Raw genomic sequence first — 13,604 nt, 5'->3', positions numbered from 1 at the left:
GATCGTGCAGATGCAGATCGCCAATCGCCATAGGAATGCAGGAAGGGGAGACGTCATGGAATCGTCCCAAGCCCTGCCGGTCAAGCCGCCACCGCGCGTGCCGGCCGGTTCGAGGCACGCCGGGCGGGCGCCGGGTGCCGTACTGCCGGGACTGGCGGTGGCGGTCGCGGTCGCGCTGCCGGCCGCTTGGCTTGGCCGACTCGTCCCGACCGTGGGCGGCCCGGTGTTCGGCATCGTGGTGGGTGCTCTGGCCGGAGCCCTGCTGAGACGGATGGCCCCCCGCGGAACGGCCGAGCGTCTGCGCCCCGGCTTCGCGGCCGTGGGCAGACAGGTCCTGCAGGCGTCCATCATCGTGCTCGGGACGGGCCTTTCGCTGAGTGACGTGATGCGCGTCGGGGCGGGTTCACTGCCGGTCATGCTGGGCACGCTGGGCGTCGCGCTGCTCGGTGCCTGGGCCGTCGGCGGGCTGCTGGGTGTCCACCCTGAGACCGGGCTGCTCATCGGAGTCGGCACGGGCGTCTGCGGAGCCTCGGCGATCGCCGCGGTGACCGCCGCAGTCGGCGCCGCCGAGGCCCGCGTCGCCTACGCCCTCGGCACCATCTTCACCTTCAACATCGCCGCGGTCGTCCTGTTTCCTCCGGTGGGCCATCTTCTCGGGATGTCGCAGGAGGCGTTCGGACTTTGGAGCGGCACCGCGATCAACGACACGTCCTCGGTCGTCGCCACCTCCTACAGCTACGGAACCGAGGCCGGGCAGTACGCGGTGGTGGTCAAGCTGACCCGTAGCCTCATGATCGTACCGATCTGTGTGGCCCTGGTGCTGTGGCGGTCCTTCGGCCGACGAAGCCAGGGCGTCCGGCAGGCCGAGAGCGCGGGCAGGCGGATCTGGCGTGCGTTCCCCGTGTTCATCGTTGGATTCCTGCTCGCGTCAGCCGCCGCCACACATCACTGCATCCCTGCCTCATGGAAGCCGGCACTGCCCGTGATCAGCACGTTTCTGATCACACTCGCCCTGTCGGGGATCGGTCTATCGCTGAAGTTCTCCAAGCTTCGTGACGCGGGTCCGCGGCCACTCCTGCTGGGTGCGATCCTCTGGGCCGCCGTCAGCGCGACCGGTGTCGGTCTCCAGTCGATCACCGGTCAACTCTGAGCCCCACACGCACTGGGGCCACCTGTCGTCCGACAGACATCTTCGCCGGCCCCCACGTGCAGACGAAAAAGATCCGGGCCTTCACGGGCAGGTATGCATCCGCACCGATGGGACGCCCTGGTTCGGCGATACATGTCGCTACGGTGACAGCAACTACCGAGGCTCGCCCGATCTGACCCCCATGCCGGATTCTGACACACAGTAGTCAGCACCAAGTCAGCACGGGAGAGGTGAGAACGGGTGATGACATGGGCTTTTAGTCAGCACCAAACCAGCACAGGAGTCAGCACCCCATCTCCAAATCATGCCCGAATAGCGCAACTCGGGCAGCGCTCTCGCGGGCCCAATTGAGGCCCGTGTTAAGGCTCCGGCCACGCCCTCATGGTGGCCGCACGCACCTCCGCACCCAGAACTATGGTGCCCCACCACATGTGCCACTGACCTGCGGATTCCTACGGTATGGCGACACGAACACGTCCCCGCCAACCGCTTGGAAGTGGTACCGATGTCCTCCCCCGCGACCGCTCCCCCCTCCCGGGAAACCCCCGCCAGCCTCAAGCGCATCGTCGCCGCCAGCCTCATCGGCACCACCATCGAGTGGTACGACTTCTTCCTCTACGGATCCGCCGCGGCCCTCGTCTTCAACAAGCTGTTCTTCCCGGGCTCCGACCCGCTGGTCGGCACGCTTCTGTCGTTCCTGACCTACGCCGTGGGATTCGCGGCGCGGCCGCTGGGCGCCCTCGTCTTCGGGCACTACGGCGACCGGCTCGGACGCAAGAAGCTGCTGGTGCTCAGCCTGTTGATGATGGGCGGGGCGACCTTCGCGATCGGTCTGCTGCCCACCCACGCGACGATCGGCACGGCAGCTCCGGTGCTGCTGACCGTGCTGCGCCTGGTGCAGGGCTTCGCGCTGGGCGGTGAGTGGGGCGGGGCGGTGCTGCTGGTGTCCGAGCACGGGGACGCGCGCCGGCGCGGCTTCTGGGCGTCGTGGCCGCAGACCGGAGCACCCGCGGGGCAACTCCTCGCGACCGGCGTGCTGTCGCTGCTGACCGCCACCCTGTCGGACGCCGCGTTCGTGAGCTGGGGCTGGCGGATACCGTTCCTGCTCTCCGGTGTCCTGGTGATGGTCGGTTTGTGGATTCGTCTGTCTGTCGACGAATCGCCGGTCTTCAAGCAGGCGTTGGCCCAGGCAGAGGCGCGCCGCACGGCAGGGCCCGGTGACGCAGAGAAGCTGCCGGTCGTCGCCGTGCTGCGTCACCACTGGCGGGACGTCCTGGTGGCGATGGGCGCGCGTATGGCGGAGAACATCAGCTACTACGTGATCACGGCGTTCATCCTCGTCTACGCCACCACCTCGGCCGGCGTCTCCAAGCAGACCGCCCTCAACTCGGTGCTCATCGCCTCGGCGGTGCACTTCGCGGTGATCCCGGGCTGGGGCGCGCTGTCGGACCGGATCGGCCGCCGTCCCGTGTACCTCCTGGGCGCGGTCGGCGTCGGCCTGTGGATGTTCCCGTTCTTCTCGCTCATCGACACCGGCGGCTTCGGCAACATGGTCCTCGCGGTGACGGTGGGTCTGGTGCTGCACGGCGCGATGTACGCACCCCAGGCCGCCTTCTTCTCCGAGATGTTCGCGACCCGGATGCGCTACTCCGGCGCCTCCATCGGCGCCCAGTTCGCCTCGGTCGCGGCGGGCGCTCCCGCACCGCTGATCGCCACGGCGCTGCTGTCCGACTACGGGAGTTCCACGCCCATCGCGCTGTACGTCATCGGCGCGGTCGTCTTGACGGTCGTCGCCGTGGGAGCGGCCAAGGAGACCCGGCACCGGGACCTGGCCGACGTCGAGCCCACGGCCGACGCGGAGCCCACCCCGGCCCGGACCGCGGACGCTCGTACTGTCTGACCCACTCGGAACCGGCCCCCGTACGCCCGCGCGTACGGGGGTCAGTGCTGCGTCGGTCCGGACAACCGGTGCAGACGCAGGGCGAGTTGTATCTCCAGAGCACGCGCGGGGCTCTGCCAGTCGTCGCCGAGGAGGCGGCCGACCCGATCCAGGCGCTGGGCGACCGTGTTCACGTGGACGTGCAGCTCGTCCTTCGTACGAGCCGGGCTCATCCCGCAGGCGAAGTACGCGTCGAGGGTGCGCACCAGGTCGGTGCCGCGCCGTTCGTCGTAGGCGACGACCTGGCCGATGGTGCGGTCGACGAAGCCGGCGATGTCCCGGTCCCCGGCGAGCAGCAGTCCCAGGAAGCCGAAGTCCTCGGCGGCGGCCCCGTCCCCGGCGCGGCCGAGCAGCCGCAGGGCTTCGAGACAGCGCCGGCCTTCCTCGTAGGCGGCGGCCACGGCGTCCGGGTGGGCGGCGAGGCCCTCGACCGGGGCGGAGGCGCCGACGGTGACCGCCTCGTGCACGGCGGTGCCGAGGTGCCGGGCGGTGCGGCGGGCCAGCTCCGTCGCGGTGTCGCCGGGTTCCAGGGGCAGCAGCAGGACGGTGCCGCCGTCGCGGGCGGCTGCCAGTCCGCGACGGGTGGCGGCGAGGTGGGACGCGGCGGACCACAGGCGTCTGCGGGCGGCCGCTTCCTGATCGGCGTCGGCCGCGGCGCCGCCCAGGCGGGCGGCGAGTACGACGTGCTCGGCGTCGAGGTCGGCGTGCAGCCGGGAGGCGCGCTCGCGCAGCAGGCGTGGGTCCCGGTCGCGGGCGTCGAGCAGGTCGTCCAGGAGTTCGCCGCGCACGCGCTGTTCGGCTTCGGCGGCGGAGCGTCGGGCGAGCAGCAGCAGCGAGGTGACCATGGCGGCGCGCTCCAGGGTGCGCTGGTCGACCGGGTCGAGCCCCGGCTGTCCGCGCAGCACGAGCGCGCCGAGGAGTTCGCCGCCCGCGGCCACGGCGGCGATCCAGTCGTCCGCGTGTCGCACCGCGTGGCCCTCGGCCCGGGACACCTCCAGGGCCTGCGCGGGTGCGGCGGTGGCCTCGGTGAACTCGACCGTGCCGTCGAGGATTTCGGAGACCGCGGCGGCCACGTCATGGACGCCGCCGCCGCGCAGCACGAGCTCGGCGAGCCGGTCATGGACGTCGGAGGCCCGCTCGATGACCCCACTGCGGTCCCGGATGATCTCGTTGGCGCGTTCCAGGCCGGCGAGGGCCGAGCGGGTCTCGGTGAGGAGGTTCGCGGTGTCGATGGCGGCCGCGGCCAGCGCGGCGAAGGAGCCGAGCAGGGCGATCTGCTCGCGCTCGAAGACCCGTGCGCGCCGGTCCGCCGCGAAGAGGACCCCGATGACGTGGTGCCCCAGCATCAGCGGCACGCCGAGGATGGCGACCAGGCCCTCGTCCCGGACACCCGTGTCGATGGTGAGGGTGTGCTGGAAGCGGTCGTCCTTGAAGTAGTCGTCGGTGACGTACGGACGGGCCGTCTGGGCGACGAGGCCGCCGAGCCCCTCCCCCATGCCGAGCCGCAACTGCTGGAAGCGGGCCGCGACCGAGCCCTCGGTGACCCGCATGTAGGTGTCGCCCCGCAGCGGGTCGTTCAGGCTGAGGTAGGCGACGTCGGTGCCGAGCAGCGACCGGGCGCGCTGCACGATCGCCTGCAGCACCGCGTCCAGGTCGCGCAGCCCGGCCAGGTCGTGGGCGGTCTCGAAGAGCGCCGACAACGCGGCCTCCCGCCGGCGCCGCCCTTCCAGCTCCGCGCGCACCCGCAACGCGGTCAGCTTGGCCTGCTCCAGCGCGACGATCCGCTCGGCCGGCCATCCCTCGGCACGGGCCAGCAGCACCGGCTGCTCGAAGGCGTCGGCGGACGCGCCGCGGGCGAGCAGCTCCAGGAACGGCGCCTCGGCATCGCCTGCCGACGCTTCGGCGGCGGCATCGGAACGCTCGGCCGACTGCACGTGATCGCGGGACATGCCCACAGGATTCACCATCACCAGACCGCCCCGTCAGCCCTGTGGAAAACTCCGCCGGCGCCCGAGACCGCCCGGTTCAGTGCGCGGTCCAGCCGCCGTCGAGGACGAGCGAGGTGCCGGTCACGAAGGAGGCCTGCGGGCTGCACAGGTAGGCCACGGCCTCCGCGACCTCGTCGGGTTCGATCAGCCGTTTGACGGCGCTGTCCTGGAGCAGCACCTCGGACAGCACGCGCTCCTCGGGGATGCCGTGCGCGCGGGCCTGGTCGGCGAGCTGTTTCTCGACCAGTGGGGTGCGCACATAGGCGGGGTTCACACAGTTCGAGGTGACGCCGTGGGGTGCGCCTTCGAGGGCCGCTGTCTTGGACAGGCCCTCCAGTCCGTGTTTGGCGGCCACATAGGCGGACTTGTAGGCCGATGCGCGCAGACCGTGCACGGAGGACACGTTGACGATACGGCCCCACCCCTGCCCGTACATGTGGGGCAGGGCGCCTCGAACGAGCCGGAACGGCGCCTCCAGCATCACGGTGAGCACGGTGTGGAAGACGTCCGGCGGAAACTCCTCGATCGGGCTCACCAGTTGCAGCCCGGCGTTGTTGACGAGGACGTCGGTCCCCGCGGCGGCGAGTTCGGCGGCGTCCAGGTCGGTGAGGTCCAGGACGTGCGGTGCGAGGGTGCCCGCGAGGCCGCGGGCGTCCTCGGCGAGCGCCTCCAGGCCCGCGGCGTCCCGGTCGACCGCTCTCACCTTGGCCCCGGCGGCCGCGAGCCGCAGCGCACAGGCGCGGCCGATGCCGCCGGCGGCGCCGGTGACGAGGGCGGTGCGGCCGCCGAGGTCGAGAGTGGGGGCGGGTGCGCCGTGGGGGCCCGGGAGGGCACTGCTAGCGGTCATGCCTCGACCCTAGGCAGCACCCGAGCCCCGCCCCATGTGGTCACCACCCACACTTCACTCGGAACTCGTGGGGTCGAACCATGTGGGTACGTCCGACAGAGCTTGCTTGATCCTCAGGTGTGCGAAGTCGTTCAGCTCGGGCAGGGCGTCCACCGCGAACCAGCCCACCTCCAGCGACTCGTCGTCGTTGACCCGTGCCTCGCCGCCGAGGGCCCGGCAGCGGAACGAGATGTCCATGTACTGGCAGACGTCCCCGTTGTCGTACGTCACGGGGTTCAGCGCCTGGACGACGATCACCCGCTCCACGACACAGTGGACCCCCGTCTCCTCCTCGACCTCTCGCACCGCGCAGGCCGCGGGCTGCTCCCCCGGCTCCGGGATGCCGCCGATCAGTGACCATTTACCGGTGTCGGAACGGCGGTTGAGCAGCACTCTGCCCTTGTCGTCGAAGACGACGACGCTGACACCGGGCAGCCACAGCAACTCGTGGCCGATGGAGGTCCGAAGCGAACGGATGAAGTCAGGAGTAGCCATGGCCCGACCCTAACGGGCCGGCCCCATCACCCCGTTGGGCGTCCGACGGGCGTACGGTTACGCGCGCCGGGCGCGCCGCCCGCGCACACCGGCGCCCACGGCCCAGCCGAGTCCGCCCGCGGCCACCAGCACCAGCGCCATCTCGGGCGCGATGCCCAGCCGCGTGGCGGGCGTCTGGGAGGACCGCAGAGGCACCTTCTGCACCAACGAGTCGGCGACGAACATGCCGGTCTTCTGCGTGATCTTCCCGTCCGGCATGATGATCGCACTGACGCCGCTGGTCACCGGAACGGTGACCGTCCGGCTGTGTTCGACGGCGCGGACCCGGGACATGGCGAGCTGCTGGTAGGTCATCTCGCTGCGGTCGAAGGTCGCGTTGTTGCTGGGCACCGAGATCAGCTGCGCTCCGTCGGTGACCTCGGAGCGCACGGCCCAGTCGAAGGCGGCCTCGTAGCAGGTGACGAGCCCGACCTTGGCACCGTCCATGTCGAACACGCCCGGCTTGCCGCCCCGGCTGAAGTCCTGGCGGACCATGGAGGTCCAGTTGTCGTTGATCGCGCCGATGAGCGAGCGCAGCGGGAGGTACTCGCCGAAGGGCTGGATCTGCCGCTTGTCATAGGTGTCGACAGGTCCCTTGGCCGGGTCCCACAGGATCTGCTCGTTGTAGAGCTTGCCGTCCCGTTCGACGACACCGCCGACGGAGATCGGCACGCCGATCGCCTTGGCCGCCTCGTCGATGACGGCGCGCGCGTCGGCGTTGGCGAACGGGTCGATGTCGGAGGAGTTCTCGGGCCACAGCACGAAGTCCGGCTTGGCGACCTTGCCCGCCTTCACCTCGGCGGCCAGCCGCTCCGTCTCGCGCGCGTGGTAGTCGAGCACGGCTCGGCGCTGGGCGTTGAACTCCAGCCCCGCACGCGGCACGTTGCCCTGGATGACCGCGACGGTCACCGTGCCGTCCTCGGCCTTGTCGCTCACCAGCGGCCTGGCGGCCACCGCGCCCACCACGGGCACAGCCACGCTCAGCAGTGCGACGGCCGCCGCGGACCGCCGTACCGTACGCGTGCGCCGCCCCTGGACGCCCAGGCGGACGACCTCGTAGAGACCGAAACCGCACAGGGCCACCGCGAAGCCGAGCACCGGGGTGCCGCCCACCGCGGCGAGCGGGAGGAAGACGCCGTCCGCCTGGCCGAACGCGATCTTGCCCCAGGGGAAGCCGTTGAAGGGCACACGCGCGCGTGCCGCCTCGCCGGCGATCCAGAGGGCGGCCGCCCACACCGGCGCACCCGGCAGTTTCGACACCGCGGCGACGCCCGCGCCGACCAGCGCGACGAAGATCGCCTCGATCACGACCAGGGCGATCCAGGGGCCGGGGCCGACCTCCACGCCGGTCCACACCAGCAGGGGCAGCAGGAAGCCGAGGCCGAAGAGGTAGCCGAGACCGAGTCCCGCCTTCCAGCTTCGGCCGCGCAGCACCCAGCCGAAGACGGCGAAGGCGGGCAGGGCCAGCCACCACAGGGTGCGCGGCGGAAAACTGACGTAGAGCAGCACTCCGGAGAGCGCGGCTGCGGCTGCCGGGGCGAGACGACGCAGGAGCCGCGCCGCGCGCGATACGGGCGCGGTCGGGGGCTTTACCTGGTCCGACTCGTCCACGGGGGTTGCGGTGACGGTCACTGTGGGAGTGTACGGCCGCTGACCTCGGTGCCGACAGCGTGGTCCAGCCGGCCACGGCGGACGCCTCCCGGCACCTCGGGCGCAACGTTCCTGCGCAACTCGGTCCAACTCGTCCACAAACCGCCCATCAGCGGTTACGGTGTGGCGAAGTCCTTGTCGTACGGGCCGGTAACGACTGCGACGACAGGGACCGTCACGGGTCGGGGGCGACCGGGTTCGGGGGGCGCGGTGGGTTCCACGAGGATGACGTCTGAGGCCGGTCCGGATGAGGACGGCGACAGACGCAACGTTTCTGATGCGATGGGTGTCGTCGTGCTCGGGGCCTGCGCCGTCTGGTCCCTGGTCACGGCGGCCGCGCACGACGGCCGCCCCGAGGGGGTACTGCTGGCGGTCCTGGCCGTAGGCGCCGGTTACGCGGCGGGGCGGATCTGCGGAGCGCTGCTGCCGGTCGCGGCGCCCTGCGCGGGCGCCGTGGCCGGGCTCGGCCTCACGGTGGGCCTGCCGCAGCTCACCCCCGGTCCCGAGATCATCGCCCCGCTGGGACACGCCGGTGCCACCGCCGCCCTGCTGACCCTGTCGGCAGGCGCCGCGTGCTGCGCCGCCTGGTCCGCCGCGGCGCCGGCCATTCGGCTCGCCCTGCGCGCACTGGCCGCCGCGATCGCGGTGACCGCGGCCGTTCTCGGTTCGGTCGGCGGGTTCGCCGCCTGCACCGCGGTCCTGCTGTTCTCGCTCGCCGCGGGCCGGACGCGCCACCGGGGCGCGGGCCTCGTGGCACTGGCCCTGTCCGCGGCCCTGGTGACGGCTCTGACCTGGGCGGTCGCCGGGAAAGCAGTGCCGGACGGGTTCGAGGTGTCCCTCGCTGGCCGGCTGACCGAGCACCGGATCGAGCTGTGGCACGACGCGCTGAACATGGCGCGCCACGAGGCGGCGCTGGGTGTCGGCCCGGGACGGTTCGGGGAGCTCAGCACGACGGCGGCCCAGTCACTGGTGTCCGACGGCAAGCCCCACTCGGCGCCGCTCCAGCAGGCGGCCGAACAGGGCATCGTCGGCGTCGCCCTGCTGGCGACGGCCTTCGGCTGGGTGCTCTACGCGCTGTGGCGCACCGGACGGCCGACACCGGTCGCCCTCACCGCGGCCGCGACCCTGACAGCTCTGGCGGCGATCGCCTGTGTCGGCAACGCGCTGAGCTTCACCACGGTGTCGGCGGGCGCGGGGCTGCTGGCCGGACTGGCCACGGCACGCCCCTTCGCCGAGGAGTCACCGGGCCACGAGACGGATGTACGCGCGCGTGGTGGTCCGACCCCGTGACCTGGGCGGCTTCGCCGCGGGTGCGTGCGTGGTGGCCCAGGGCCTCAGTGCGTGGCGCCCGCGGTGCCCGACCGCAGCCGGGCCCGGATCACCCGCACGGCCGCCTCCGCGTCGTCCACGGTGATGGTGAACGTGTGACCGTCCCACAGTTGCAGGACCACGCCCTCGCCGCGCCGTACGACGACCGCGGTGCCCTTCTCGGGACGCCAGCGGTAGCCCCAGCCACCCCAGTGGCGCGGGGTGACGTGCGGGTCGAACTCGGCGCCCGCGACATGCGCCAGGGGGATGCGGCGGCGCGGCAGGCCCATGTGGCCGCAGCGCACTTCCAGGCTCTCCTTGTCGACCTTCAGGGCGACGTGCACGAAGGCGAGGGTGCCGAAGAGGACCAGCAGTCCGGCCGCGATGCAGCCGACGACGGACATGACGAGCGGGGCGATGCCCGACGTCCAGGCCGAGTCGACGGCCAGCTCGATGCCGAGCGCCAGGCAGGCGGCGCCGACGAGTGCGAGCAGCCACTGGATCCGGTTGGAGGCACGCCCGGTCCAGACGTCGGGGTGCGGGGCGTTCTCGCCGCTGGGGTGGTCCCTCATGCCTACGAGATTACTCAGGTTTCGCTGTGCGGGTAGCGCGTGGCGGAGAGTGACTGCTCCGGGTGGAGGCACCGGATGCCGGACGTCCTCTTTGTCCGCGCCCGGCGCGTGTCCCGCGTACGGAGGGCGTCCGCCGGGTTACCGGGCGGGGCTGACCGTCTTGAGGAGCCGACCCTCCTCGTAGGCCAGCGCGGGCTCGGGCAGGCTGCCCTCGCGTCCGCTCAGCAGCACCGTCAGGGTTCCGTCGGCCGCCGCCCGCGGGGCGGGCTGCTCGCCGAGCCGGCGGAGCGCCTGGGCGGCGACCGCTCCCGCGGAGCCGTGCAGGACGAGCGGGGGGAAGCCGGGGCGCTGCACGGCGGCGCGGATGCGCTCGGAGACCAGCTCGTAGTGGGTGCAGCCGAGGACGACGGTCGTCACGTCGTCCGGGGTCAGGGCCGCGGCCGCGGCGACGGCGGCCTCGATGGCCGCCTCGTCGGCGTGCTCGACGGCTTCGGCGAGACCGTGGCAGGGCACCTCGGTGACGGGCACACCGTCGGCGAAGTCGGCGATGAGGCCGCGCTGGTAGGGGCTGCCCGTCGTGGCGGGCGTCGCCCAGATCGCGAAGGGGCCGCCGCCGGCCGCGGCCGGCTTGATCGCGGGAACCGTGCCGATGACCGGGATGCCGGGTTCCAGGCGGGCGCGCAGGGCCGGCAGGGCATGGACGGTGGCGGTGTTGCAGCCGATGATCAGGGCGTCGGGCCGGTGCGCGGCGGCGGCCTCCGCGACGGCCACGGCACGCCTTGTGAGGTCCTCGGGGGTCCTGGGGCCCCAGGGCATGCCGTCGGGATCCAGGGAGAGGACGAGATCTGCGTCGGGTCGCAGACGCCGTACCGCGGCGGTGGCCGCCAGTAGCCCGATCCCGGAGTCCATGAGCGCGATCTTCACCCCGCCACGATAGACGATGTGCCCTTACGGGCCGGGCCCGTGGGGCAGACTGCGCGCGTGAGCGCCATCGTGTGGACTGCCGCCGGATCCGTCGCGGCCTGGGTGTGGCTGCTGCTCTGCCAGGGCTTCTTCTGGCGCACGGACGTGAGACTGCCGTCCAGGACAGAGCCCGGGGACTGGCCGTCGGTCGGTGTCGTGGTACCGGCGCGCGACGAGGCCGGCGTGCTGTCGGCGAGTCTGCCCTCGCTCCTCCTCCAGGACTATCCGGGGCGGGCGGAGGTCTTCCTCGTCGACGACGGCAGTTCGGACGGCACCGGGGAGCTGGCGCACGAACTGGCCCGGCGTCACGGAGGGCTGCCGCTGACCGTGACCTCGCCCGGCGAGCCGTCCGCGGGCTGGACCGGCAAGCTGTGGGCGGTGCGCCACGGCATCGGACTGGCACGCGCGCGTGCCCCCGAGTACCTGCTCTTGACCGACGCCGACATCGCCCACGCGCCGGACAGCCTCCGTCATCTGGTCGCGGCGGCGCGTACCGGCGGTTTCGACGTCGTCTCCCAGATGGCCCGACTGCGGGTGGCGAGTGTGTGGGAACGGCTCGTCGTGCCGGCCTTCGTCTACTTCTTCGCGCAGTTGTATCCGTTCCGCCGGATCGGCAGGCGGGGGGCACGGACCGCGGCCGCGGCGGGCGGCTGTGTGCTGCTGCGTACCGAGGCGGCCGAGCGGGCGCGGATCCCGGACGCCATCCGGCACGCCGTGATCGACGACGTGGCGCTCGCGCGCGCCGTCAAGGGCGGCGGCGGCCACATCTGGCTGGGGCTGGCGGAGCGGGTGGACAGCGTGCGCCCGTACCCGCGGCTGTACGACCTGTGGCGGATGGTGTCGCGCAGCGCGTACGCGCAGTTGCGGCACAACCCCTTGCTGCTGACCGGAACGGTGGCCGGGCTGGTGCTGGTGTATCTCGTGCCGCCCGTCGCCCTGGTCGCCGGTCTCGCGACGGGAGATGCGGCGGCCGTGGTTCTCGGCGCTCTCGCGTGGCTGGTGATGACGGGGACGTACGTCCCGATGCTCCGTTACTACGGTCAGCCACTGTGGCTTGCTCCTCTGCTGCCGTTCACCGCGTTCCTCTATCTCCTCATGACGGTGGATTCGGCGGTGCAGCACTACAGGGGGCGCGGTGCGGCGTGGAAGGGCCGCACCTACGCGCGGCCGGACGCCGTCGTGGGGGACGAGACCTGAGCGATCACTTCCTGCCCGGGGTCCAGTTCATGCCCCATCCGTAGGCGTGGTCGACGGTCCGCTGCGGGCTCACTCCGCGCTCGGGCACCAGGTAGCGGGCCTCGCGCTGGACGACGAGGTCGCTGCCGGTGTTGGTGATCAGGGCGAGCGCGCACACCGTCGACGGGACCGTGCATTCGTCGAGGGAGAAGTCGATCGCGGCGCCGTGCTGCGGCTGGAGGGTGACCGTCGCGTTCAGGTCGGCGAACGACCTGGCCCCTTCGTAGATGGTGACGAAGACGAGGATGCGGCGGAAGTCCCGTTGATGGTCGAGGTTGACGGTGAGGTTCTCGCCGCTCGCGAGGGCGCCGGTGCGGTCGTCGCCGTCGAGGTGGATGTACGGGGGCCGGTGCAGGGCGCCGAAGGCGTTGCCGAGCGACTGCACGACTCCCTTGCTGCCGTCGGCGAGTTCGAACAGGGCGCACAGGTCGAGGTCCAGGTCGGCGTGCATGGCGACCGCCCGGCCCAGTTTGTTGCCCCACCCCGAGAACTGCTTGCGCATCTGCCAGTTGAGGTTCACACGCAGGGCGCCCGAGGTGCCGCCCTGTTTGGTGAGCGAGACGGAGGGGGCGGCCTTGGTGAGCGTGACCTTGGTGAGGCGGACGGGGGGTGCCGAGGAAGGGGGCGGCACGGGCGCGGGGGGCGTGACGGGCGCGGAAGTCGTGACCGGTGCGGAAGCCGGTGCGGAAGTCGTGACGGGCCCGGAAGTCGTGACGGGCGCGGTCTGCTGGGGCTCGTCGACGGTGATCCCGTAATCCGTGGCGAGGCCTTCCAGTCCGCTGCCGTAGCCCTGGCCGACGGCACGGAATTTCCAGGCGCCCTGACGGCGGTAGAACTCACCGAGTACGAAAGCGGTTTCCACCGTGGCGTCGTTGCTGTCGAAACGGGCGACCACTGTTGACCGAGCGGCTTCCGTCACCTCGATATAGAGGTCCGGCACCCCCGCGAACGTGCCGCCGTCCGCGGAGGCGGCGAGGACGACGGTCTCGATCGCGGGCTCCACGCGCGCGAGGTCGACGACGAGCGTGTCGGTCACCTGGCCGCCCTCGTCCCGTTTGCCCTCGTGACGGACCGCTCCGGAGGCGTGCGCCGGCTGGTTGTAGAAGACGAAGTCGGCGTCGGAGCGGACCTTCCCGCCGACCAGCAGCAGCGCCGAGGCGTCCACGTCCGGGACGCCCGGACCGGAGCGCCACCCCAATTCGACGCGCAGTGCCGTCGACGGCACCGGAACATTTGAACCTTTGAGCATTGCCATGTGCGCCCCCCTCACGTGTCACCCACGCCGGATACGCCCCGGCAGTCGCCTCGGGATGCCTACCCGCCAACCTATTCCCCCGCGACGGGGAACTCGCATGAGCGGCACAGGAAGACCGATGAT

Annotated in this window: 11 protein-coding genes; 4 read left to right on the top strand and 7 right to left on the bottom strand. The window is 71.8% G+C overall.

What is annotated here, in order from left to right; all coding sequences use genetic code 11:
* Positions 1–55 precede the first annotated feature (55 nt).
* Both ACWBNA_RS09765 and ACWBNA_RS09760 read left to right on the top strand, forming a co-directional pair.
* On the top strand, positions 56–1,150 hold the full coding sequence (locus ACWBNA_RS09765; protein ID WP_482703854.1) for a YeiH family protein: 1,095 nt from the start codon (positions 56–58) through the stop codon (positions 1,148–1,150).
* Between the two features lie 505 nt (positions 1,151–1,655).
* Positions 1,656–3,050 carry an MFS transporter gene (locus ACWBNA_RS09760; protein WP_482703853.1) on the top strand — a complete coding sequence of 465 codons (1,395 nt, stop codon included), beginning with the start codon at positions 1,656–1,658 and terminating at the stop codon, positions 3,048–3,050.
* 41 nt (positions 3,051–3,091) lie between these two features.
* Here the strand turns inward: ACWBNA_RS09760 and ACWBNA_RS09755 are convergent, their stop codons facing one another.
* From ACWBNA_RS09755 to lnt, 4 genes are all read right to left on the bottom strand, one after another.
* On the bottom strand, positions 3,092–5,038 hold the full coding sequence (locus tag ACWBNA_RS09755; RefSeq protein ID WP_482703852.1) for a helix-turn-helix domain-containing protein: 1,947 nt from the start codon (positions 5,036–5,038) through the stop codon (positions 3,092–3,094).
* 76 nt (positions 5,039–5,114) lie between these two features.
* Positions 5,115–5,924 (bottom strand): 3-hydroxybutyrate dehydrogenase, encoded by an 810-nt coding sequence (locus ACWBNA_RS09750; protein WP_482703851.1) that lies wholly within the window; start codon positions 5,922–5,924, stop codon positions 5,115–5,117.
* Positions 5,925–5,978: 54 nt separating this feature from the next.
* Positions 5,979–6,458, bottom strand: a complete 480-nt coding sequence (locus ACWBNA_RS09745; RefSeq protein ID WP_482703850.1) for an NUDIX hydrolase — start codon at positions 6,456–6,458, stop codon at positions 5,979–5,981.
* A 57-nt stretch (positions 6,459–6,515) separates the two neighbouring features.
* On the bottom strand, positions 6,516–8,129 hold the full coding sequence (gene lnt / locus ACWBNA_RS09740; RefSeq protein ID WP_482703849.1) for an apolipoprotein N-acyltransferase: 1,614 nt from the start codon (positions 8,127–8,129) through the stop codon (positions 6,516–6,518).
* A gap of 300 nt (positions 8,130–8,429) precedes the next feature.
* Between lnt and ACWBNA_RS09735 the strand changes: the two genes are divergently transcribed.
* Complete coding sequence (locus tag ACWBNA_RS09735) at positions 8,430–9,437, top strand: O-antigen ligase family protein (RefSeq protein WP_482703848.1); 1,008 nt, start codon at positions 8,430–8,432, stop codon at positions 9,435–9,437.
* Between the two features lie 44 nt (positions 9,438–9,481).
* Here the strand turns inward: ACWBNA_RS09735 and ACWBNA_RS09730 are convergent, their stop codons facing one another.
* Positions 9,482–10,027, bottom strand: coding sequence for a hypothetical protein (locus tag ACWBNA_RS09730; RefSeq protein ID WP_482703847.1), 546 nt, complete (start codon positions 10,025–10,027; stop codon positions 9,482–9,484).
* Between the two features lie 138 nt (positions 10,028–10,165).
* Positions 10,166–10,951 (bottom strand): glutamate racemase, encoded by a 786-nt coding sequence (locus tag ACWBNA_RS09725; protein WP_482703846.1) that lies wholly within the window; start codon positions 10,949–10,951, stop codon positions 10,166–10,168.
* A gap of 57 nt (positions 10,952–11,008) precedes the next feature.
* Between ACWBNA_RS09725 and ACWBNA_RS09720 the strand changes: the two genes are divergently transcribed.
* Positions 11,009–12,187 carry a glycosyltransferase gene (locus ACWBNA_RS09720; protein WP_482703845.1) on the top strand — a complete coding sequence of 393 codons (1,179 nt, stop codon included), beginning with the start codon at positions 11,009–11,011 and terminating at the stop codon, positions 12,185–12,187.
* Between the two features lie 4 nt (positions 12,188–12,191).
* On the opposite strand, the gene ACWBNA_RS09715 is transcribed toward ACWBNA_RS09720, so the two are convergent.
* Complete coding sequence (locus ACWBNA_RS09715; protein ID WP_482703976.1) at positions 12,192–13,475, bottom strand: TerD family protein; 1,284 nt, start codon at positions 13,473–13,475, stop codon at positions 12,192–12,194.
* Positions 13,476–13,604: the final 129 nt, after the last annotated feature.

Source organism: Streptomyces sp. Q2, assembly GCF_056820935.1.
Note: the sequence above shows the minus strand (reverse complement) of the source record. Positions and strands in the feature narration are given on the sequence as shown.

Bases quoted from the DNA above. Each gene is read 5' to 3' on its own strand.
- ACWBNA_RS09765 (WP_482703854.1), top strand. From the start codon at position 56: ATGGAATCGTCCCAAGCCCTGCCGGTCAAGCCGCCACCGCGCGTGCCG.
- ACWBNA_RS09760 (WP_482703853.1), top strand. From the start codon at position 1,656: ATGTCCTCCCCCGCGACCGCTCCCCCCTCCCGGGAAACCCCCGCCAGC.
- ACWBNA_RS09755 (WP_482703852.1), bottom strand. From the start codon at position 5,038: ATGTCCCGCGATCACGTGCAGTCGGCCGAGCGTTCCGATGCCGCCGCC.
- ACWBNA_RS09750 (WP_482703851.1), bottom strand. From the start codon at position 5,924: ATGACCGCTAGCAGTGCCCTCCCGGGCCCCCACGGCGCACCCGCCCCC.
- ACWBNA_RS09745 (WP_482703850.1), bottom strand. From the start codon at position 6,458: ATGGCTACTCCTGACTTCATCCGTTCGCTTCGGACCTCCATCGGCCAC.
- ACWBNA_RS09735 (WP_482703848.1), top strand. From the start codon at position 8,430: ATGGGTGTCGTCGTGCTCGGGGCCTGCGCCGTCTGGTCCCTGGTCACG.
- ACWBNA_RS09730 (WP_482703847.1), bottom strand. From the start codon at position 10,027: ATGAGGGACCACCCCAGCGGCGAGAACGCCCCGCACCCCGACGTCTGG.
- ACWBNA_RS09715 (WP_482703976.1), bottom strand. From the start codon at position 13,475: ATGCTCAAAGGTTCAAATGTTCCGGTGCCGTCGACGGCACTGCGCGTC.